Here is a 21,130-nt window from a genome sequence, read left to right as displayed (position 1 = left end):
ATTGCGGTGATGTGCCTCGGCCAGGTCGGCAACCTCCTGCCGCATGTCACCTTGTCCGCAAACCTGGCGCAGCATTTGATGCCGGAATGGGGACTCTCCGCCGCCGAAGGTGGCTTGATGGCAAGCGGGTATGCGTTCGGCTACATGCTCGCCGTGCCCGTGCTGACGACGTTGACCGACCGCATCGATGCGCGGCTCGTCTTGCTCTGGGGTTCGATCGTCAGCGGGCTGGCGACCGTAGCATTCGGAATCTTCGCGCAAGGGTTTTGGTCTGCGACCGCGATCTGGGCCCTTGCAGGGCTTGGATTTGCCGGCGCCTACATGCCGGGCCTGAAAGCGCTGACGGACCGGCTTCCCGCCGGCGATACCTCACGGGCCGTCACGATGTACACGTCAAGCTTTTCTGTCGGCGTCGGCCTCTCGTTCCTGGTGGCGCAGGTGATCGCTGACCGCTGGGGATGGCGAACCGCTTTCCTCGTCACCGGCTTCGGTCCCATCGCAATGGTCGTTGCATGTCTTCTGATGCAGGAGCATCGGCCCGCGCCGAAGGCGGGGCGTCTCCTCAACTTCGCGCCCGTCTTCGCCAATCGCGAGGCGCTCGGATACATCCTCGGCTACGGTGCCCACTGCTTCGAGCTCTACGGCATCCGCACCTGGCTGGTCGGGTTCTGGACCTTCGTTGTCGCGCATCAGGGCGCGCCGTCGTGGCTGAGCCCAGTGGTGCTGAGCTTCTGCTTTGCGGTGATCTCGATGCCGGCAAGCATTCTCGGCAACGAGGCCGCGCTGAAATTCGGCCGCCATCGGGCGATCACGATTGTGATGATCACATCCGCCTGCGTCGCGCTGGTCATCGGGCTCAACGCCACGGCCCCGGCATGGGTGCTCGCGCTGCTGCTGCTCGTCTATGGCCTGACTGTCCCGGCCGATTCAGGTGCGTTGACCGCTGGCATGTCGGCCGCCGCTGTATCCGAACATCGCGGCGCGACACTGGCTTTGCATTCGACGATCGGTTTCGGCCTGTCGGCACTCGGCGCGTGGGGGACCGGCGCTGCGCTCGACATGGCCGGCGGCCCGCAGAGCGCGACCGGCTGGCTGCTGGCGTTCATCGTTCTCGCAATAGGGATCGCGCTGGGTCCGTTCGCGCTGCTGTGGGCGCGGATGGCTCAGCCGAGGAAACAACTATCGTGAGCGAGCTTGCCCCGGCATGAAAAAACCCGCGTTGGATTGCTCTGTGCGGGTTTGACGAATTCTCGATGATGCCAGTATGCCAGTGTTTTGCCCGACGTGTCAAAGCGCAACATCGCGGCGCTCCGGCACGGGTGCGCCCGTCCGCGAAGCGCGTTTGGCACGAACTTAAAACAGCGAATGATTTCAATGCCCCCGCTACTGTGCATGGGGTTGTTTTCGCATTTTTGTTTTGAGCGTGCCGAAACGCCCGCGCGTCAGCGCCGTCCGCGCGGCGCTTCGGCCTTGGCGGGCTGCTCGGTCTGCGGCCCGCAACTCGCTGCCGCCAGCGAGCCTTGCGCCTGCGGCATCAGGCCGGGCTCGGCGGCGAGCGCCTTCATCACGATCAGGCCTGTCGCGGTCGGGGAATCGATGATCAGGCGGTCGGCCGCGGTGATCTCTTCGTCCTCGGGTAGCTCATTGTGCTGCGCTTCCGTCATCAGGTCGAGCTCGATCACCTTCTTGCCGGCGGAGCGGTCGTTGATGGCGTAATAGGCGATCTCGTTGCGGGTGTAGAACGACACTGACGTGTAGGCCTGGCTCACCGGCACGGTGAGCTTGATCGGCCCGCTTGTGAGGTCGTAGCGGCAGATCGCCAGGGCAAAGGCGGGATCCATGAACGGCATCGGCGAGGTGTTGGGATCGGCGAGGGGCAACTGCGTCACGCCGTTGAGCTTGGTCATCGGCGTCAGCCGTGAGTAGGCATCCTGCGTCGCGATCCGCGGCAGCGCCAGCACGCTGACGAGATGGACCACGAGTCCCAGCACCACGCCCGCGACGATGGTGAAGAGAAGGCGGATCATGAGCAGCCCACCGTCTTGATCGTGGGCATCGGCGCATCGCGCTGGGTGCGGGTGGCAACGCCGACAGGGGTGTCGTAGAGGCGCAGCATCAGTGCGTAGCGCTCGATGCCGCCGGTCGGCAACCAGTTGCCTGCGCGCGAGCGCGAGGCGATGCGGATCTCGAACGAGCCGTCGGACTGCCGCACGATCTCCTGGCTGGTGAAGCCGTAGCGGGCAAGCGAATTGGCGACGAGGTGGCCCTTGCGGTCATACAGCGTCAGCGTCCAGAACCGCGCCGGCGGCGTCACGCCGGAGACGACGATATCGCAGCGGCCGTCGAGCGCCTTCTTCTTGTCGTCGGCGGTCGCGGTGAAGGCGACGCCGTCGCCGGTGCCGATCGGCAGCTCGCCGTTGCGCGCGATGGTGGCGCGCGAATAGGGATCGACGTCGGCGGTGCCGGTGCGCGGCCGCGCGGTCCAGGGGCCGATGGTCAGCGCGCCGATCTCGGTGCCGCGCGTCGTCGTCACCCAGGTCGCGCCGACGCCGACCACGCTCGCGAGCAGAAGGGCCGTCAATGTGACCAGGATCAGACGCACGGGTTTCGATCAGTTCTTGCGCGGGGTGGATGAGTTCGCATTCTCTTCCGCCGCATAGTTCTGCGGGAAGGCCAGCGCGCTGGTCGCCGAGGCCGGCTTGGCGTTCTTGCCGTCGTCGGCAGCCGCCTTGGTCGCAGTCTTGGCGGCGTCGTCGAGCAGCTTCTCGACGCGCACCAGAATGTCGGCGCCGCGCTTGGTCAGCACCGGCGGCGGACCGGGCTTGGTCTCCAGCACTTTTGGCGCCGCATTGGCCTGCGCGTTCGCAACCTGCTCGCGCGGCAGCTTCTGGCCCATGCCGATGCCGGGGATCTCCCGGACCTCGACGCCTTGATGTGCCGCGACCATGATGTCGTGCCAGGTCTGCGCCGGCAGCGAGCCGCCGGTCATGCGGTTGGTCGGCGAGTAATCGTCGTTGCCGTACCAGACCGCGCAGGTGAAATTGCCGGTGTAGCCGACGAACCAGGCGTCACGATAAGCATTCGTGGTGCCGGTCTTGCCCGCGGTCGGAATGCCGTCCAGCGCGGCGCGGCGCGCGGTGCCTTCGCTGACGACGTGGCTCATCATGCCCGCCATGTCGGCGGCGATGTTTGCAGGAATGGCCTGCCGCGGCTTCGGGCCGTCGCGGTCCCAGCGCCAGACCAGATCGCCGGCGCCGGTGCGCACCTCCAGCACCGAATGTGGCGTCACCGATTTGCCGCGGTTGGGGAAGGTCGCGTAGGCGACGGCGTGTTCGAGCACGGTGACTTCGTCCGAGCCGATCGGCAGCGACGGCGTATCCGGGAGCGGCGCCTTGAGGCCGAACCGGCGCGCGACCTCGACGATCTTGGCGCGGCCGATCTTGGCCGGGTTGGGCGCCTTCGGCTGTTCCTTCTGGCCGATCGCGATCGACAGTTTCACCGGCACGACGTTGATCGAGCGCGTGATCGCCTGCGTCAGCGTCACCGCGCCGGAATAGGAATGGCCATAGTTCTGCGGACACCAATTGCCGATGCAGACCGGGCCGTCGACCACGATCGAGTTCGGTGTGAAACCGTTGAGGAGGGCCGTGGTGTAGACGTAAGGCTTGAACGACGAACCGGGCTGACGATAGGCGTCGACGGCGCGGTTGAACTGGCTGGCGCCATAATCGCGGCCGCCGACCATGGCGCGGACGCCGCCGTCGAGATCGGACACCACGGTCGCGGCCTGCGTCGCGTGATAGTCACGGCCGAACTGGCGCAGCTGGTTCTCGATCGCGTCTTCCGCGGCCTTCTGCACGTTGGCGTCGATCGCAAGACGCACCACGAAGACGCGCTCGGTGTACGACTTCGGGAAGGTGTCGACCAGCTTGCGCATCTCGTCGAAGGCGTAGTCGAGATAATAGTTCGGCGAGGCCTCGTCGCGGCGGTCGACCGCGAAGGCCGGGTTGCGGCGGGCGCCGAACACCTGGCCCTCAGTCATGAAGCCGGCATCGACGAGATTGTCGAGCACGACGTTGGCGCGGGCACGGGCCGCGGGCAGGTTGATGTGGGGTGCGTATTTCGTCGGCGCCTTGAACAGGCCGGCGAGCATCGCGGCTTCCGACAGCGTCACGTCGCGCGCGGATTTGTTGAAGTAGAAATGCGCCGCGCCGTCGACGCCGAAGGTGCCGCCGCCCATATACGCGCGGTCCAGATACAGCTTGAGGATCTCGTTCTTGGTCAGGCGCCATTCCAGCCAGACCGCGAGGAAGGCCTCGTTGACCTTGCGCTCGATGGTGCGCTCGTTGCTCAGAAACAGGTTCTTGGCGAGCTGCTGGGTGATCGAGGAGCCGCCCTGGCGGACGCCGCCGGCCTGCGCGTTGGTGACGAGCGCGCGCGCGGTGCCGGCGATGTCGATGCCGAAATGCTCGTAGAAGCGGCGGTCTTCGGTGGCGAGCGTCGCCTTGATCAGCACGTCAGGAAAATCTTCCAGCGGGATGGAGTCGTTATGCTTGATGCCGCGGCTGCCGATCGGGTTGCCGTAGCGGTCGAGGAACGACACTGCGAGGTCGGACTTCTTCAGCCAGTCCTCGTCCGCGGTCTCGCGGAAGGCGGGGATGGCGAGGGTGAGCATCAGCACCAGGCCGCCGAGGCCGATGGTCGCTGCCTCCGACAGCGGCTCGATGAACACCCAGCGCTTCCAGCGCCCGACATAGAACCGGTCCATGAAAGTCGAATAGCGCTCGTAGAGCTCGCGGATGCCCTTGGCCGAGGAGAACAGCGAGGAGTCGATGCGCGCGTCGAGATCCAGAAAGAAATTCCGGATGCGGCTCTTCCAATTGGATGGTGTGTTCTGGACCACCTAGAACCCTTGCGGCTCGCTTCGACAGCGTTCAAGCACCCGGCCGGGCGGCATCGAGACGTCTTGCGGGAGTGTTGCGGCAAACCCAAGGCGCCCGGTTCGCGTCCGAGGGGGACTCTATGTTCCTTCTAGCCGAGCGGGGGCTATAAACCAATGGTCAGGCTCGCGATTTTGAACAACAGGACTAATTGAACCCCGGTTCATTACGGGCCACACGGGAGCGTTGCTTGCGGCGTCATGGTCCCACGCCCTAGATGGGATCAACCGTAGCTCTTTCGAACCTTTGTTGAGGCGCATGACCGCAGCTCCCAAACGACCTTCAGGCCAGGAAGGATTCTTCTGGAAAACCAAGACGTTGGAAGAGCTGTCGGAGGGCGAGTGGGAAAGCCTGTGCGACGGCTGCGGCCGCTGCTGCCTGAACAAGCTCGAGGAGGAGGATACCGGCGAGATCTATTTCACCCATGTCGGCTGCAAGCTGCTCGATGGGGCGACCTGCGGCTGCAAGGACTACCCGAATCGTTCCGCCCAGGTTCCGGACTGCGTCCGCCTGACCCCGGCCAATGTCCGCACCCTGAACTGGCTGCCGCCGAGCTGCGGCTACAAGCTCGTGGCTGAGGGCCGCGACCTCTATTGGTGGCATCCGCTGGTCTCCGGCGACCCGAACACCGTGCACGAGGCCGGCGTCTCCGTGCGCGGCCGGGTCGAGGGCAGTGAGGTTGAGATCCCGGACGACGAGCTTGAGAACCACATCGTGCAATGGCCCGCGCAGCTGCCGAAACGGGCACGCCTGAAGCGACGCCCGAAGGACTGATCCGCCTTCGGATCTGGATCACGTCTGCGGGATGACCCGGCGGCGGGATGCTCCCATGCGCCGCGGTGCCTGCCTGAGAAGAATTTTGCTGTCTACATTGGCTGCATAGAACGAATCCTTCGCGGCATTGCGCCGCCTCACGGCTTCCGATCGAGATGAACAAGTTCGAACGGCAGAACAGTTCTGCCGACATTCAAATGTTGCCCGACGATATCGCCGAAGAGCTGTCCCGCCTTCCGAGCGAGGTCTTGAGCGTCGATGACGCTCCTTCGATCGCGCCGCCGGCGCCGCTCTCTCCAGATGAAGTCCGCACCATCGTCATCAGCCTGATGCTGACGATGTTCCTGGCAGCGCTCGACCAGACCATCGTCGCGACCGCGCTGCCGACCATCGGGCGCCAGTTCCACGACGTCTCGAACCTGTCCTGGGTCATCACGGCCTATCTGTTGGCGTCGACCGCGGTCGCGCCGGTGTTCGGGACGCTGAGCGACATCTACGGTCGCCGCGTCATGATCATCATCTCGCTCAGCCTGTTCGTCGCAGGCTCCGTGCTGTGCGCGATCGCGCCTAATCTGCCGATGCTGATCCTCGCGCGCGGCCTCCAGGGGCTTGGCGGTGGCGGCATCATGCCGGTCGTGCAGACCGTGATCTCCGACGTCGTGAGCCCGCGTGAGCGCGGCCAGTACCAGGCCTATTTCTCCAGCGTCTGGATGGTCGGCGGCATTTTGGGCCCCGTCATCGGCGGCGTCTTCGCCGAGCATCTGCACTGGTCGATGATCTTCTGGATCAATCTGCCGCTCGCGGCCGCGGCCATCGTGATGCTGCTGCCGAATATGAAAAAGATCCCGGTGTTCCACCGCAAGCGCAAGGTCGACTGGCTCGGCGGCGTGTTGCTGATGGCGTCTGCGGTCGTCTTCATGCTGGTGCTGACCTGGGGCGGCACGCGCTTCCCATGGCTCTCGCCGACGGTGCTTGCGATGGTCGGCGGCGCGGTCGCACTCGCGGTCAGCTTCGTCTGGCACGCGCGGCGGGCCGACGAGCCGTTCCTGCCGTTGAAGCTGTTGACGGGATCGGTGGCGCCGTTCGCGCTGACGGCCGGCGGCTGTGGCCTCGGTGCGATCACGGGCCTCACCGTGCAGCTGCCGCTTTATTACGAGTCGGTCTACCATCTCAGCGCCAGCGAGGCCGGCCTTGCGCTGATCCCGCTCGCAGCGGTCTCGACCTGCGGCGCGGCGATTGCCGGCCGCACCATGGCGCGTGCGAAGCACTACAAGCGCGTCGCCATCATTGGCACGTCGTGGGCGGCGATTTGCGCGCTCGGCCTGACGCTCACCACCTTGCCGCTATGGGGCCTGTTGACGCTGATGGCGGCGTTCGCGCTCGGCCTCGGCACCACCTTCCCGGTCTGCGTGGTCTCGCTGCAAAATTCGGTCGCGCGGCCGCAGGTCGGCACCATCACCGGCGCGATGAATTTCTTCCGCTCGCTGATGTCCTCGTTCACGGTCGCGGCCTTCGCCGCCATCCTGCTGATCGCGCTTGGCGCGGACATTCCGCTCGCCGGCGAGCATCACGCCGCGGGCGTTCCAGCCATTCCCACTGAGGACATGCGGCACGCGTTCCGCTATGTCTTTGGCGCCGCCACCGCGCTGATGACCACCGCCGCGCTCTGCCTGACCATGATGGAGGAGCGGCCGCTGGCCGGTCCGACCGTCACGCAGCAGGTGGAGATGGCGGAGTAGGGCACCTCACCCGCCGCGGTCAGGATCGTCGTCGGCATTGCCCGCGCCCGTCGTTCGCGCTTTCGCCGCCAGCTGCTCCTTAAGCTTCGCCAACGCGTCGGTCGACCAATCCCGGACATCGGTCACGGCAACCCAGGCATCGACGTAATGCTCGGGTGCGTAGACATGGCCAAAGCCCATCGGCGTGCCATTCGCCATCCCCATGTCGAGGGCGAGCTGGAGCATGGTGACGATCGGATACCATCGCAGCTCCGGCGACACATCCGGCCCGCGGGGCGCCTCCATCCAGGCCGGACGCCGGTAGGCATCCCGGTAATTGAAGAACGTGATCGCGTCGCTCGCATATTGCAGATAGACGATTCGCATCGGGCCCCAGGGTGCGTCTCGCGGCACCGTCGGTCCGTTCTGGTTCATGAACCGCACGAAGCGGCCGTCGCGGAATTCCGGAAGCCACGCCGGCGAGCCCGGATTGCGGTTCGCGGTGACCCAGCGCCAGATGCGGCTCTCGAACGGTGCCCCGCTCCACACCGCGCCGGCGATGGGATCGCCGATCGTCTCGAACAACTCCGCCGATTTTTCCGAGTTCATGGCGCCGAGGCTGAGCCCATGCAAATAAAGCTTCGGCCGCTCGTCCTTCGCCAGCGTCGTCCAGTAGCCGTAGATTTCCGCAAACAGCGCGCGTGCCGCGTCCGCGCCGTATTCGGGTTGAAACAGCAGCGACAGCGGGCTGTTGAGGTAGGAGTATTGCATCGCGACGCTGGCGACGTCGCCATGGTGGAGATATTCGACGCTGTCCATCGCGGCCGGATCGATCCAGCCGGTACCGGTCGGCGTGATCACGATCAGGACTTTGCGTTCAAAACCGTGCTGTCGCTTCAGCTCGTCGAGCGCAAGCCTTGCGCGCGCTTGCACTGTGTCGCCGCTGTTGAGGCCGACATAGACACGCACGGGGTCCCGCGCGGGCCTTCCCGTGATGGCGCCGATCTCGGTCGCGGTCGGACCTGAGGCAATGAACCTGCGCCCGGTACGCCCGAGCTCCTGCCACTTCACCAGTGACGCCGCGCCTCCTGTTCGACCGGGATCGGTCGGCTGCGGCCGCTCGGGCTCGTGCAAGGCATCAAGTTCGCGAAAGGACGAATCGAGCGCGTTAAACGCGACGCGGATCAGGACATTGCTGGCAATCGACCAGAACAGCAGGGCTGCAATGAGCACGCCGATGACGTTCGCGAGTCTCTGCGGAATAAGCCGCCTCGTGCACGCGGCGAGGAAGCGGGCGACAAGCTTGAACAGCCGCGCCAGCACCAGCAGCACCACGAATGTGACCAGGGCGATGGCGCAGACCTTGAACGGATGCGCGCTCTCGACCGGCGCCATCTTCATGACGGCGCGGATCGAGTTCTGCCATTCGGCGGCACGCCACAGAAAGACGATGACGACGAGCAGGCAGCCGGCCGCGACCAGCGCGTTCGCAATCGATCTCGCGCGCGCCGACGGCTCGGGCAATTCGAGATAGTGCCAGAGCCGGCGCCACAGGACGCCCGCGAGATAGCCGATCGCGAAGCAGGCGCCGGCGAGCGCGCCTTGCGTGAGATAGCTTCGCGGGATCAGCGTCGGCGTCAGTGCGGCTGCGAAGAACAGCGCGCCCAGCATCAGGCCGACGCCGGACAGCGAGAGCAATTGTTGCCGAATGAGCCGCACCAGCTTCATGAAATCCTCCGAGCGACGCTATCCTTTGTTGTCTGAAAAATTGCTCTTTCGCGGCAGCAGAATCGTGAATTCCGTGAACGCGCCGGGCTCGGTCGCGACGTCGATCGTGCCGCCGTGCTGCTTCACTACGATGTCGTGGCTCATCGACAATCCGAGGCCGGTGCCTTCGCCGGCCGGCTTGGTGGTGAAGAACGGATTGAACATTTTTGCCTTCACCTCGTCCGGAATGCCGGTGCCGTTGTCGCGAATGCGGATCTCGATACTGTCGCCGCGGTCGCGAGTCGTGGCTGTCACCACCGGCTCGTAACCGCCGGAGCCATTGTCCGCCTTGCGTTTCGCCACCGCATGAAACCCGTTCGAGATCAGGTTCAGAAGCACCCGGGTGATCTCCTGCGGAAACACTTCGGCAGACCCGGCCGAAGGATCGAGCTCGCGCTTGAGTGTCACGTCGAATTGCGGCTTCTCGGCGCGCGCGCCGTGATAGGCGAGGCTGAGGCTTTCCTCGACCAGCGCGTTGACGTCGCTTTCCCGATGCTCGCCGCCGCCCTCCCGCGAGTGCAGCAGCATATTCTTGACGATGGAATCGGCGCGCCTGCCGTGCTGCACGACCTTGCCGAGATTGTCCTTCAGGAGTTCGGTCAGCTCGTCGACCTCCTTGCGGACATCGTCCGCGAGCGGAATAGGCGAAAGCACCTCGTTCAGCTCATCCGTGAGCTCGGCCGAGAGCGCGGCAAAATTGTTGACGAAATTGAGCGGGTTCTTGATCTCGTGCGCGATGCCGGCGGTGAGCTGGCCAAGCGAAGCGAGCTTCTCGGTCTGCACCAGACGATCCTGCGCTGCGCGCAGATCGTCGAGCGATTTGGCAAGCTCCCGCGTGCGGTCCTGCACCTCGTTGAATAGCCGCGTGTTCTCGATCGCGATCACGGCCTGGTCGGCAAAGGTCTTGAGCAGGCTGATCGCCTTCTCCGGGAAGGGACCGGCCTCGGGCCGTGTCACCCCGATGGTGCCGATCGCAACGCCGTCGCGCAGCATCGGGATCACGAGGATGCTGCGATAGCCGCGCGTCCGCGCCAGTTCCCGCATGGCCTCCGTCAGGTCGGGTTCGTTCTGCATGTCGCTGCGGAAGGCATACTCACCGGTCGTTGCGACCCGGCTGTGAATGCCGGACGCCGCCAGCGGCGCTGGAAAGGAGCTGCGCAGTTCCTCGTTGCCCGCCTTGTTGTCGGTGGTGAAAGCCGCCAGATGCAGCATGCCGTTGATGACGCGGGTGACGGTGGAGGAGTGTCCGCCGACCAGCGCCTTGGCGCTGTCGGAGATGGCCTGGAATACCGGCGTGACGTCCGCAGGCGAGGCCGCGATCACCTTGAGGATATCGGCCGTCGCGGTCTGCCGCTCCAGCGCTTCCCTGGTCGTGTTGAACAGGCTGACATTCTTGACCGCGATCACCGCCTGGTCGGCAAAAGTCTGCAACAGCCGCACATGATGTTCGGCGAAGCTGCCGGTCGCGCGCCGCGTGGCGATGATGACGCCTTTGGCCTCGCCCTCGCTCATCAGGGGGGTGAACAGCATGCTGCGAAAGCCTCGGGCACGCGCGATGTCGCGCGCGGCCGGCTCGAGTTCGGTGTCAGGCAGCTGCGCCGATTCACCATGGGCGACGAGCTGGTAGGCCGGGAACTGCGCGAACGGCACCGGGAACGAGGCCTGGAGCACACGGTCGCCAGCGGGATCTCCCGGCGTGAAGGCCACAAGATGTGCGGCGCCGTCGATATAACGCAACACTGCGGTGGAGAAGCCCCCGATCAGCCGGTTGGCATTGGCGGCGATGGCATCGAACACCGGTTGCACGTCGGACGGCGTGGCGGCCATCACCTTCAGGATGTCGGCGGTGGCGGTCTGGCGCTCCAGCGCCTCGCGCGTCTCGTTGAACAGGCGCGCATTCTCGATCGCGATCACGGCCTGGTCGGCAAAAGTCTGGAGCAACTGCACGAGATCGGCTGCGAACGCGCCGGGCTCGGCCCGCGTGACGCTGATCATGCCGACCGGCGCTCCCCGGTTCATCAGCGGCATGAACAGCACGCTGCGGAAGCCGCGCAGCCGCGCGAGATTCCGGTTCAGCTCGGGGACGTCGGCAGCCTCGCTGTCGGGGAACTGGATCGTCTCGCCGCCGCGCACCAGCGCGAAGGTCGGGAAGTCCGCGATCTTGCGTGGGAACGAGGCTTTCAGTCCTTCGTCCGCTTCCGGGCTGGTCGGTGTGAACGCCACGAGATGGAGCTCCTCGCCGATGAACTGAAGCACGGTGGCGGAGAAGCCGCCCAGCAGGTGTTTCGAACTGGACGCGATCGCCGCGAAAACCGGCCGCGCATCGGAAGGAGAGGCCGCGATGGTGCGCAGGATCTCCGCGCTCGCGTTCTCTCGATCGCGCGCCATCGCGAGCGCGCTGCGCAGCCGCGCATTCTCGGCCGCGAGCCCGTCGGCGCCATCGTTGGAAAGGTTGGTCATTCGCAATCCGGCTGGATGCCGCGACATGCGCGGCACCAAGCCGGATTATCACATCTCCGGCAGCTGGAGCCAGCGTCCGCGGCCGTGGATTTGCCGCCGAAAACCGGCTCAGGTGCCCGGCCGCGACACCTCCGTCTCCTTGCTGGTGATGAACTCCAGCAGCACCGGCACACCTTCCTTCGTCTTCTGGATGCCGCGCTTGATCGCGGGAATGATATCCTCCGGCCTGGTCACCCGTTCGCCATAGCCGCCGAAGGCGCGCGCCATCGCGGCGTAGTCGCCGGAAATGTCGGTGGAGCGATATTTCTCGGTCGAGATCGGCATGACCTTCAACTCGATCGCCATCGAAAAATTGTTGAGGAGGATCGACATGATCGGGATACGCTCGCGCACCGCCGTCTCGAAATCCATGCCCGTGAAGCCGATCGCGGCATCGCCCCAGACGTTGATGCAGAGCTTGTCGGGCTTTGCGAGTTTTGCGCCCATCGCGAGCCCCAGGCCGTAGCCGAGCTGCGTCGTCTTGCCCCAGCCGAGATAGGAGAGCGGTGTTACCGCCTTCCAGAACGGCGAGAGCTGGTCGCGCGGGCTGCCGGCATCATGGGTGATAATCGTGTTGTTGACGTCCACGGTGTGCTGCAGGTCCCACAGCACGCGATAGGGGCTGAGCGGCGCGTCGTTGCTGGTGAGCTTCGGCATCCATTTCGCCAGCCACTCCTTGTGCGAGGCCGCGATCTCGGCTGAGACCGCCGAGGCATCGCGATCCCCAGTGACCGTCTTGCCGATCTCCTCCAGCAGTGCATCGAGCACGAGACCGGCATCGCCGACGAGGCCGATCTTCGCCTCGACATCCTTGTTAAGATGGTTCGGGTCGAGCGTCGAATGGATGATGGTTTTTCCCTTCGGCATCGCGATGCCAAAGCTGGTCTCGGTGAAGGAGCAGCCGATGCCGAAGATGACGTCGGCCTCGGCGAGAAACTTCGGCACCGCGCGCGGCACCGCGAGCCCGCCGGAACCGAGCGAGAGCGGATGCGTTTCCGGAAACGACGATTTGCCGCCAAGACTTGTCGTGACGGGAATCGCGAGCCGCTCCGCCAGCTGTTTCAGCTGCGGCCAAGCTTGCGCGTAATGCGCGCCCTGGCCGGCATAGATCACCGGCCGCTTGGCGTTGACGAGCAGGCTGGCCGCCTCCTTCACATGCACGGGGTCGGCGCCGTAGCGCGTGCGCAGCACCGGCGTGTAGTTCAGCGGCTCCGGCACCTCCTCGTTCCACATGTCCGCGGGGATCTCGACGATCACGGGCCCGCCGCGCCCGTTCTTCAGTTTTGTAAATGCGCGGCGAAAAATGTTGGTGACCTCGGCGGCCAGGATGATCGGCTCGGAGGATTTCGAAAACGGCTTCATCGCCTCGCTGGAATTGAAATTCGGCTCGATATGCGCGAGCCGGCGCTGATAGCCCATCGGCAGCACCAGCACGGGCACGGATTCGCCAAAACATTGCGCGACGCCGCCCATTGCATTCTCCGCTCCGGGCCCGTGCTGCATGCAGAATGCGCCGATCGTGCGCCCCGACGTCACCCGCGAGATCGCATCCGCCATGTGCACGCCGACGCGCTCCTGCCGCACCATCACAGGGCGGATCTCGGCCTTCGCCGCATGCTCGATCAGGTGGTTGACGGGATAACCGCAGAGGATCTCGATCCCCTCGCGCTTCATGATTTCCGCAATGGCGGTGCCGAGCTTCATGGCGTCTCTCTCCTCAGGCGATGCCGGTTGGTCCCGGCTGGTTGGGGGAGAGAGGATCAGGAATCTTGGGGACGGTAAAGCGTGGGCAGGCGACGGTCATGGTAGGTCAGCTATGCATCCGGAAACGCGATGCCCGATGGGCACGAACCCCGGCGAAACCCTTCGGTCATCGCGTCTGCCTATGTGATTGTGGATTTCGCGTCGCTTTTTATTCGTCTGCGGGCTCCATCGCTATTTGCCCGTTTCGGGCGCGGCGCTTGCAGATTGTCCGAACTTGAGATTCTCCTTGGAGCAGTTCGTCCTCATGGGGACGCACAGCACCGCCAAGCGCGAAGCATAATAATCTCTATCGACAGTTCGGCCATTGGAGAACGTTTGCGATGGCGTAAACGTACTGCGTGAGGTCGTCCAGCGCGGCCTGATGGGCGCGACTTATCTGTCGAATAGTTCGCTCGCACGAAAGTCGCGATTTCGCCACTCAGAAAAGAATCCTCGGATTCGAGTGACAAAGCATTCCGGCGCAATTCGTTGAGCTTTTCCATCTCCGCTGGGCTGAGCCCCCATTGTCGAATCGTCTTCTCGGGAATTGCGGCAAGCGGTGCGCTCCGCTCAGATTACCGAAAGAGGACGTTCAATCCGGGCAGCGAGCCTATTTGCAGTTCTTGCAGATCGTCAGCTTTCGTCGCAACGCCTCGTCTTCCTGATCGATCGGCGATTGTCCGGCTGCATCCGGATTGGATTTGGCGCCCATTGCTGCGCGTGACCTCACAGGCGGCGTCACTTGGCTTGGGGTGTCATTGTCGTCCGTGGCGCTGAAGCCATCGTAGTCGGCGGCCGGATTCGGCGCCGGAGCAATCACGCCCCGCACGGGTGTCGAAGTCTCTCTGCCGGACGCCGACGGAATTGTCGAATTTTTGGCGTTCGCATGCGGCGGAGAGGCATTGGGCGGGGCAAGCGAAACCGGCGGCGCGGTCTGCCCGCTCGCGCCGTCCAGCGACCAAACGCCGACAACCATGAGACTGAGAGCCAATAGCGTCGCGCTTCTCATCCGCATCCCTTGAGTAACTGTGGCCCAGCGATTGATAGCACCGGAGCCCGGATCGAGCCAACGGGTCGGCGCAAAGCGCCGCCGATGACAGGCTCAGCGTAATCCGGGATGATTGCATCCGCGGGAGCCGACTGCCGGATTTCGCTCCGCTCCATCCGGGCAACGCTCCCTTGGGCTGCCCGACGGGTATGTCCACGAATGAAATGCGAGCCGTTGGAGCGGCCCGCTGTCTCTCCACACTCCGTCATTGCGAGCGCAGCGAAGCAATCCAGAGTCCTTCCGCGGAGGGATTCTGGATTGCTTCCGCCTTCGCTAAAGCTTCGGCGGACAATTCGCTGCGCTCGCAATGGCGATTTGGTGGGAGTGCCGGTTACTTCGTGGCGGCGTCGATCGAGTTGAACTTGTTGTTGAGGAGGGCGCTGCCCGTGTTGTTCACGATGGTGACGATCGCGAGCGCAACGCCGGCGGCGATCAGGCAATACTCGATAGCGGTGGCTGCACTTTCATCGGCAAGAAATGACCTGAGCAAAGCCATCGTCAACTCCTGTTCATCCGTCCAACGTAGGCTGGTGCCGTTTCCGGAATGGTAAATTGATTCACTAACTTTTCGGGGGCGCGCACGCGCCAAAGTACAGGTGGGGCGGACCCGACCTCAGGCCTTATATGTTGCCATTCGTTGACTTAAGGTTTCGTCACCCAATTCGGCTGGATTTGACGCTGCCCTCTCAAGGCTTGATCGTGCGTCCAGGCGCGGCCTTGCGCGGGCGTTTCAGCACGGCTGCGAGGCGGGTGACCAGATAGCGCATGCCGCGCGGCAGCGACCGCGCCGCGCTGTCGGCGAGGTGCTTGTCCTCGGTCGTGTCGCTCACGAGGCCGATATAGTTCTTTCTGGCGTCGCGCTGCTGCACCGTGTGCAAACCTTGGGTTCAATCGACGGCGCGACCTTGTTGCACGCAACGGGAACCGACGGTTAATTTTGTCTTCCGTAGGATTACGTAGCGCCGCGCGGGCGCGAGGCGGGCGCCGAAAACGATGGTGCGTTTTAACGGATTGTTGAGGCTACTTGCGGCGCGCGTCCGCGTTGAGTGCCCGCAGCATCGCGATGTGGGCGAACATCATCCAGCCGCCGCCCGTCTCGGCCGCGTTGATCAGGGTCTCGACCGCGGTCTGCCAGTGGCTCGCATGCTGCGCGTCCTCGGGCAGCTGCATGATGTGATCGGCCGCCTCTTGCAGCGTCCGCAGCTTGCGTCCGCTGGCTAAGGAAATGGGATCGTCGAATGCCGCCGACCAGGGCATCTCAGGCCGGCCGATCGGCGAGGGGAGAGATCACGGCGTGATCGAAAGGTGCGCTGCTAGCCGGCCTTCTTCGCCCGCGCCGGCGCGCGCACCGGCTTGTCGGCCTTCTTCGCAGTTTCCCTTGTCGCTTCCTTGGGAGCTGCTTTCGCCGCAGCATCCTTGCCGCCCTTGCCGGAGATCGGCAGCAGCATCTCGCGCTGGCCCTCGACGCGCTTCTTCGGCTTCTTGGCCTTGACGGTCTCCTTGACGACCTTCGTTGCGGGCGCGGCGTCCTTCTCGTTCGCGATGCTCTTCTTCAGCGCGTCCATCAGGTTGATGACGTTGCCGCCGGTCTTGGGCGTCGCCTTCGCCGCGATCGGCGCGCCCGAGCGCTTCTTGTTGATGAGATCGATCAGCGCGGTCTCGTAATGATCCTCGAACAGCTCGGGTTCGAATGCGCCGGACTTCTTCTCGACGATGTGTTTTGCGAGGTCGAGCATGTCCTTGGTGAGCTTAACGTCCTGGATATCGTCGAAATAGTCCTTCTCGCTGCGGACCTCGTAAGGGTAGCGCAGCAGCGTACCCATCAGGCCGCTCTCGAGCGGTTCCAGCGCGATGATGTGCTCGCGGTTTGTCAGCACCACGCGGCCGATCGCGACCTTGTCCATGCTGCGGATGGTCTCGCGGATCACCGCAAAGGCGTCGTGGCCGACCTTGCCGTCGGGCACGAGGTAGTAGGGGCGGATCAGATAGCGGCTGTCGATGTCCGTCTTCGGCACGAACTCGTCGATCTCGATCGTGTGCGTGGAGTCGAGCGCGATGTCGTCGAGCTCGTCCTTGGTGACCTCGATGTAGGTGTCGGTGTCGACCTTGTAGCCCTTGACGATGTCCTCGGAGGTCACCTCGTCACCGGTCTCGGCGTCGACCTTGAGGTACTTGATCCGGTGTCCGGTCTTGCGGTTGATCTGGTTGAACGAGACCTTCTCGGTATCCGAAGTGGCCGGATACAGCGCGACCGGACAGGTCACGAGCGACAGACGCAGAAAACCCTTCCAATTGGCGCGGGGGGCCATGGGCTACTCCAAACGCAACGGGGACAGACTTATGAGGATACCATCGGGGAACACCGAATCATACTCCGCGGCCGGCGGAATCTTGCAACTGCGTTAACCGGTCGCCGGGCGCGTGGTTGCCACCGGGCGAATGGCAAAAGGTCGGAACATCGCAACCGATCACGCGTTGCCACGGGATATCACGCCGCGAGGAGGTCGCGGCCATCCGACGCGACAGCCAGAGATTGAGGTCACCATGGCATCCACGCGAGACCAACATCAGACCGTCGAGACTGCGACCGAGGCGCGCCAGGGCGAGCCGGGACCTTCGGTGCTGGCGCTGCTTGCCATCTCGACCGGGCTTGCGATCCTGATCCTCGCCGTCATCTGGTTCGTGTTCTTCCGGACCTGACGGCGGAATTGACGGGAAGGGCGGACCTTCCGACTCGCCGCATAACGCGGCACATTGCGCCCGCCATGCCTCCGGCTCGTCCGGTGGCCTGGCGGGCGCAGTCGCGCAGGCTGCGAACAAATCGTATATGACCAAAAAGTAACGCAGCCAGTTCCCCGCGTTCATATTCAGTTCACGCCGGAATTGCTCATCTATGGCGGTGTTCATGCGGCCTATTTTTGGAGAGAAGCGTGCGCCTGCTCGTCGTTGAGGACGACCCCGATCTCAATCGCCAGCTCACCAAGGCGCTGACCGACGCCGGTTACGTCGTCGATCGCGCCTTCGACGGAGAGGAGGGGCACTTCCTCGGTGACAACGAGCCCTACGACGCCGTCGTGCTCGACATCGGCTTGCCCAAGAAGGACGGCATCTCGGTGCTGGAGGCCTGGCGCCGCAACGGCCGCACCATGCCGGTCCTGATCCTCACTGCACGCGATCGCTGGAGCGACAAGGTGCAAGGCTTCGATGCCGGCGCCGACGATTACGTCGCAAAGCCGTTCCATCTGGAGGAGGTGCTGGCGCGCATCCGCGCGCTGCTGCGCCGCTCCACCGGCCATGCCCAGAGCGAGCTGAGCTGCGGTCCGGTTATCCTCGACACCAGGACCGGCCGGGTCAGCGTCTCCGGCAATCCCATCAAGATGACCTCGCACGAATATCGGCTTCTGGCCTACCTCATGCACCATTCCGGGCGTGTCGTGTCCCGCACCGAGCTAGTTGAGCATCTCTACGACCAGGACTTCGACCGCGACTCCAACACCATCGAGGTCTTCGTCGGCCGCATCCGCAAGAAGCTCGACGTCGACATCATCCAGACCGTCCGTGGGCTCGGCTATCTCCTGACCCCGCCGCCACAAGGGGCTTGAAGTGATCTGGGCTTGACGCGCGGTCGGACACGGGCCTTGGTCGCGTCATGACCGCCGACGCCATGCCACCTCGCGCCCCCGGGATCATTCCGATGCCCGCCAGCTCGCTTGCCAACCGACTGTTCCTGTCGGCGACGGCGTGGCTCGTGGTGATCCTGGCCATCACCGGCGTGGTGTTGTCGTCGGTTTACAAGAACGCCACCGAGCGCGCCTTCGACCGCCGGCTCAATCTCTATCTCCGCACCCTGATCGCCGAGGTTGCGACCCCCGACGAGCCGCCGGATCGGCAGTTCCAGTCACTCGGCGAGCCGTTGTTCGATCTGCCGCTGTCCGGCTGGTACTGGCAGATCACGCGCACCGACACCGAAAAGCCGGAGGTGCGCTCCTCGCGTTCGCTCTGGGACAAGAAGCTGCCGAAGCTGGACGAGCAGGGCGCCGAGATCACTGCTGCCGGCATTCGCCTCGCCTATGTCGACGGGCCCGAGGGCCAGAATTTGCGCATGGTGGAGCGTCCGGTCGATCTCGGCGCCGACGGCAAATTCCTCGTCAGCGTCGCCGGCGATGACACCGAGATTTTCGACGAGACGCGCAGCTTCGACTACTACCTCGGGGGCACCTTCACCGCGCTCGGCATCGTGCTGCTGCTGACCACGGTGTTCCAGGTTCGCTTCGGCCTCGCGCCGCTCAAGCGCATCTCGGAATCGATCGCCGACATCCGCTCCGGGCGGGCGGAGCGGCTCGAGGGCGAATTCCCGGTCGAGATCGCGCCGCTGGCGCGCGAGACCAACGCGCTGATCGATGCCAATCGCGAGATCGTCGAGCGCGCCCGCACCCATGTCGGCAATCTCGCCCACGCGATCAAGACGCCGCTCTCGGTCATCGTCAACGAGGCCGGCGCGAATGCCGCCGATCCGTTCGCGGCCAAGGTGATGGAGCAGGCGGACGTGATGCGCAACCAGCTCGCCCATCATCTGGAGCGCGCCCGCATCGCGGCCAGGGTCTCGGTCGTTGGCACCGTGACGGAAGTGGCGCCCGCCATCGAGGCGCTGCGGCGGACCATGGAGAAGATCCATCGCGGCCGCGGCATCATGGTCGAGGCCAAGGCGGATCCGTCGGCAAAATTCCGGGGCGAGCGGCAGGACCTGGAGGAGATGGTCGGCAATCTCGTCGACAACGCCTGCAAATGGGCGGCGTCGCGGGTCTTCATCGAGGTTTTGGCGGAGGCGCCGAGCCAGGCGGGGGCTGGCCCGCGGCTGCGGATCGTCGTGGACGACGACGGCCGTGGCCTGTCGGAGGCCGAGCGCGCCCAGGTCTCCCGGCGCGGCCAGCGCCTCGACGAATCCAAGCCCGGCTCGGGGCTCGGTCTGTCCATCGTGACTGACTTGGCCGCCCTCTATGGTGGCAGCCTCTCGCTCAGTGGCGCGCCGATCGGGGGCTTGCGCGCCGAACTGATGCTTCCCGGAATATAATCCTCTGTTCCCAAGGGGTTATTTGGTCTGCGGGGCGCCGATCCGGAGCAAAAGGCGGGCATTTGAGCCAACGTCCTCAACGGCTTCTTAAGGCGCAGCCTCCTATGATTACGCCGGACGCATCCCATGTCCGCCATTTTACCGTGCATTACCCGGGCGCATGAGCCAGACATCGATCGAGCGGCTGAGGGAATATCTCGCGCAGCTCCCGCCGCAGGCGCAGGCGCTGCTGATGCGGGAGTTCGAGCGCGCGCTCGAACGCGGCCAGGACACGGCTGTGGCGACCCTCGTGCTCGAGCAGCTGCGCAAGATCGTGCGCAAGACGGAATCCGATGAGGCCCCGCCGCCGCGCACCGACGACCTGTCGCGGCTGCTGTTCCAGGCGCTGGAACCTTTCCTGGTCGAGGCGGGCGTCCCGATCCGGGCCGGACAGATCCGGCGCTCCTCGCTCCCGCCGATCTGGCAATGGCTCGGCCGTGATGGCGCCCCCGACAAGCTGAACGAATTCGAGACGGCGCTGGCGCGCATGCCGGCGGCCGACAGTGGAGGGCAGGTCGAGGCCCTCGCGCAAAAGCTCCAGGCGGTGGCTGCGGATGCCATCTTCGCGCTGACGGGACCGGGCGGCGGCGACAAGTCGCGCGCGCTCGCCCGCGTCGGCCCGCCCAACGTGATCGAGGACCTCTATTCGGTCGGCGCGGTGCTCGCGGTCCGCGACGCCATCGCCACCCTGAATGAGAAGCTGCCGCGCTTCCTGCGCACCTTCGGCGATCCCCAGATCGCTTCGGTGACTACTGCGCTCAACATTCCCGTTCTGCAGACGCCGCAGATGCTGCCCTTCGCGCTGTCGACGGTCGTGCAGCGCATGACCGCGCCGTGGCAGATCATCCGCCTCGCCATCAAGATCGCCGCCTCCGACGACGAGATCCGCGTCGCGGCCACGCCCTATGGCGTCGCGGTCACGATCGCCCTGCACGATTTGTCATGTGTCGCTGCGATCCTGCGCATGGATATCAAGCGCGGCCAGTTCGAGACCGTCGCCGACAACCTCAAGGCGCTGCATGACGGCGCGCGCGGCCTGCGCACGGAACTCGACCTGCGCAACGATTCCGCGTGGGGCAAGCAGTTGACCTCAATTCGGGCCGACATCTCGAACGCGCTCCAGTCGGAGATCGACAGCGTTCCCGGCCGCGTTCGCCGCATCCTGCGCCAGCGCCCCGAGAAGGACATTCCGCCGGGCGCGCGGATCGACAGCACCGAAGTGGAGGAAACCGCGGCGCTGATCGATTTCGTCGCGACCTGCCGCAATTACGCCAGCGAGCTTGCGATCAACGAGGTGACGCTGCGCACCTATTCCGACCTGCAGCAATATGTCGAACGCTCGACCGAGCAGCTGGTGCAGGCGTTGCGCTCGGCCGATCACAAGGTGCGCACCTACAGGCAGCAGCAGGTGCAGGCTGCGATTCGCTTCTGCCAGGTATTGTTCGGCGACGATTATGCCTCGCTGATGAGCCGGGCCGCGGAGAACGCAGCGACCGGCGAGCGCAAATCGTCGCGCGCAGGCTGATCCAGG

The 21,130-nt window shown here is 64.8% G+C and carries 17 protein-coding genes; 7 read left to right on the top strand and 10 right to left on the bottom strand.

The features are described from left to right. Positions 1 to 9 precede the first annotated feature (9 nt). The gene (locus IVB29_RS01800) at positions 10 to 1,188 is read left to right on the top strand and encodes an MFS transporter (RefSeq protein ID WP_247501671.1); all 1,179 of its coding nucleotides are present in this window, start codon (positions 10 to 12) and stop codon (positions 1,186 to 1,188) included. A gap of 254 nt (positions 1,189 to 1,442) precedes the next feature. Here IVB29_RS01800 and IVB29_RS01795 read toward each other — a convergent pair whose 3' ends face one another. The 3 genes from IVB29_RS01795 to IVB29_RS01785 are packed head-to-tail and all read right to left on the bottom strand — an operon-like array spanning position 1,443 to position 4,903. Then, positions 1,443 to 2,027 (bottom strand): DUF1254 domain-containing protein, encoded by a 585-nt coding sequence (locus IVB29_RS01795; RefSeq protein WP_247501670.1) that lies wholly within the window; start codon positions 2,025 to 2,027, stop codon positions 1,443 to 1,445. Beyond that, positions 2,024 to 2,602, bottom strand: coding sequence for a DUF1214 domain-containing protein (locus tag IVB29_RS01790; RefSeq protein ID WP_247501669.1), 579 nt, complete (start codon positions 2,600 to 2,602; stop codon positions 2,024 to 2,026). The genes IVB29_RS01795 and IVB29_RS01790 overlap by 4 nt, the downstream gene beginning before the upstream one ends. Before the next feature lie 9 nt (positions 2,603 to 2,611). Next, positions 2,612 to 4,903: a PBP1A family penicillin-binding protein gene (locus IVB29_RS01785; RefSeq protein ID WP_247501668.1), complete on the bottom strand. Its 2,292-nt coding sequence runs from the start codon at positions 4,901 to 4,903 to the stop codon at positions 2,612 to 2,614. A gap of 295 nt (positions 4,904 to 5,198) precedes the next feature. Between IVB29_RS01785 and IVB29_RS01780 the strand changes: the two genes are divergently transcribed. Both IVB29_RS01780 and IVB29_RS01775 read left to right on the top strand, forming a co-directional pair. Beyond that, positions 5,199 to 5,714 carry a YcgN family cysteine cluster protein gene (locus IVB29_RS01780; RefSeq protein ID WP_247501667.1) on the top strand — a complete coding sequence of 172 codons (516 nt, stop codon included), beginning with the start codon at positions 5,199 to 5,201 and terminating at the stop codon, positions 5,712 to 5,714. A 155-nt stretch (positions 5,715 to 5,869) separates the two neighbouring features. Then, positions 5,870 to 7,453 carry an MDR family MFS transporter gene (locus tag IVB29_RS01775; RefSeq protein ID WP_247501666.1) on the top strand — a complete coding sequence of 528 codons (1,584 nt, stop codon included), beginning with the start codon at positions 5,870 to 5,872 and terminating at the stop codon, positions 7,451 to 7,453. A 6-nt stretch (positions 7,454 to 7,459) separates the two neighbouring features. Here the strand turns inward: IVB29_RS01775 and IVB29_RS01770 are convergent, their stop codons facing one another. From IVB29_RS01770 to IVB29_RS01735, 7 genes are all read right to left on the bottom strand, one after another. Continuing rightward, a complete protein-coding gene (locus IVB29_RS01770; protein WP_247501665.1) occupies positions 7,460 to 9,160 on the bottom strand; it encodes an alpha/beta-hydrolase family protein in 1,701 nt (566 codons plus the stop codon). An 18-nt stretch (positions 9,161 to 9,178) separates the two neighbouring features. Beyond that, complete coding sequence (locus IVB29_RS01765) at positions 9,179 to 11,659, bottom strand: GAF domain-containing protein (protein WP_247501664.1); 2,481 nt, start codon at positions 11,657 to 11,659, stop codon at positions 9,179 to 9,181. Positions 11,660 to 11,767: 108 nt separating this feature from the next. Next, positions 11,768 to 13,459, bottom strand: coding sequence for a thiamine pyrophosphate-requiring protein (locus tag IVB29_RS01760; RefSeq protein ID WP_346731263.1), 1,692 nt, complete (start codon positions 13,457 to 13,459; stop codon positions 11,768 to 11,770). A 1,361-nt stretch (positions 13,460 to 14,820) separates the two neighbouring features. After that, on the bottom strand, positions 14,821 to 14,985 hold the full coding sequence (locus IVB29_RS01750) for a Flp family type IVb pilin (protein WP_247501661.1): 165 nt from the start codon (positions 14,983 to 14,985) through the stop codon (positions 14,821 to 14,823). Between the two features lie 190 nt (positions 14,986 to 15,175). Further along, positions 15,176 to 15,358 carry a hypothetical protein gene (locus tag IVB29_RS01745; protein ID WP_247501660.1) on the bottom strand — a complete coding sequence of 61 codons (183 nt, stop codon included), beginning with the start codon at positions 15,356 to 15,358 and terminating at the stop codon, positions 15,176 to 15,178. A 151-nt stretch (positions 15,359 to 15,509) separates the two neighbouring features. Next, complete coding sequence (locus IVB29_RS01740; RefSeq protein WP_247501659.1) at positions 15,510 to 15,746, bottom strand: hypothetical protein; 237 nt, start codon at positions 15,744 to 15,746, stop codon at positions 15,510 to 15,512. 56 nt (positions 15,747 to 15,802) lie between these two features. Further along, complete coding sequence (locus IVB29_RS01735; protein ID WP_247501658.1) at positions 15,803 to 16,798, bottom strand: Ku protein; 996 nt, start codon at positions 16,796 to 16,798, stop codon at positions 15,803 to 15,805. Positions 16,799 to 17,033: 235 nt separating this feature from the next. Between IVB29_RS01735 and IVB29_RS01730 the strand changes: the two genes are divergently transcribed. The 4 genes from IVB29_RS01730 to IVB29_RS01715 all read left to right on the top strand — a co-directional run bounded on the left by IVB29_RS01730 (position 17,034) and on the right by IVB29_RS01715 (position 21,124). Next, entirely contained in the window at positions 17,034 to 17,189 is a 156-nt protein-coding gene (locus tag IVB29_RS01730) for a hypothetical protein (RefSeq protein WP_247501657.1), read from the top strand. A 230-nt stretch (positions 17,190 to 17,419) separates the two neighbouring features. Continuing rightward, positions 17,420 to 18,091: a response regulator transcription factor gene (locus IVB29_RS01725; RefSeq protein WP_247501656.1), complete on the top strand. Its 672-nt coding sequence runs from the start codon at positions 17,420 to 17,422 to the stop codon at positions 18,089 to 18,091. A gap of 92 nt (positions 18,092 to 18,183) precedes the next feature. Further along, positions 18,184 to 19,560 carry a sensor histidine kinase gene (locus IVB29_RS01720; protein ID WP_247501655.1) on the top strand — a complete coding sequence of 459 codons (1,377 nt, stop codon included), beginning with the start codon at positions 18,184 to 18,186 and terminating at the stop codon, positions 19,558 to 19,560. Positions 19,561 to 19,720: 160 nt separating this feature from the next. Beyond that, positions 19,721 to 21,124 (top strand): hypothetical protein, encoded by a 1,404-nt coding sequence (locus IVB29_RS01715; protein WP_247501654.1) that lies wholly within the window; start codon positions 19,721 to 19,723, stop codon positions 21,122 to 21,124. The last annotated feature ends 6 nt before the right edge of the window (positions 21,125 to 21,130 follow it).

This window comes from Bradyrhizobium sp. 1 (assembly GCF_023073315.1).
GTDB lineage: Bacteria > Pseudomonadota > Alphaproteobacteria > Rhizobiales > Xanthobacteraceae > Bradyrhizobium.
Note: the sequence above shows the minus strand (reverse complement) of the source record. Positions and strands in the feature narration are given on the sequence as shown.

Excerpts from the sequence above, each read along its gene's own strand:
- IVB29_RS01720 (WP_247501655.1), top strand. The coding sequence starts at position 18,184 with ATGCCCGCCAGCTCGCTTGCCAACCGACTGTTCCTGTCGGCGACGGCG.
- IVB29_RS01715 (WP_247501654.1), top strand. The coding sequence starts at position 19,721 with ATGAGCCAGACATCGATCGAGCGGCTGAGGGAATATCTCGCGCAGCTC.
- IVB29_RS01800 (WP_247501671.1), top strand. The coding sequence starts at position 10 with ATGTGCCTCGGCCAGGTCGGCAACCTCCTGCCGCATGTCACCTTGTCC.
- IVB29_RS01780 (WP_247501667.1), top strand. The coding sequence starts at position 5,199 with ATGACCGCAGCTCCCAAACGACCTTCAGGCCAGGAAGGATTCTTCTGG.
- IVB29_RS01795 (WP_247501670.1), bottom strand. The coding sequence starts at position 2,027 with ATGATCCGCCTTCTCTTCACCATCGTCGCGGGCGTGGTGCTGGGACTC.
- IVB29_RS01735 (WP_247501658.1), bottom strand. The coding sequence starts at position 16,798 with ATGGCCCCCCGCGCCAATTGGAAGGGTTTTCTGCGTCTGTCGCTCGTG.
- IVB29_RS01750 (WP_247501661.1), bottom strand. The coding sequence starts at position 14,985 with ATGGCTTTGCTCAGGTCATTTCTTGCCGATGAAAGTGCAGCCACCGCT.
- IVB29_RS01740 (WP_247501659.1), bottom strand. The coding sequence starts at position 15,746 with ATGCCCTGGTCGGCGGCATTCGACGATCCCATTTCCTTAGCCAGCGGA.
- IVB29_RS01730 (WP_247501657.1), top strand. The coding sequence starts at position 17,034 with ATGGCATCCACGCGAGACCAACATCAGACCGTCGAGACTGCGACCGAG.
- IVB29_RS01775 (WP_247501666.1), top strand. The coding sequence starts at position 5,870 with ATGAACAAGTTCGAACGGCAGAACAGTTCTGCCGACATTCAAATGTTG.
- IVB29_RS01765 (WP_247501664.1), bottom strand. The coding sequence starts at position 11,659 with ATGACCAACCTTTCCAACGATGGCGCCGACGGGCTCGCGGCCGAGAAT.
- IVB29_RS01770 (WP_247501665.1), bottom strand. The coding sequence starts at position 9,160 with ATGAAGCTGGTGCGGCTCATTCGGCAACAATTGCTCTCGCTGTCCGGC.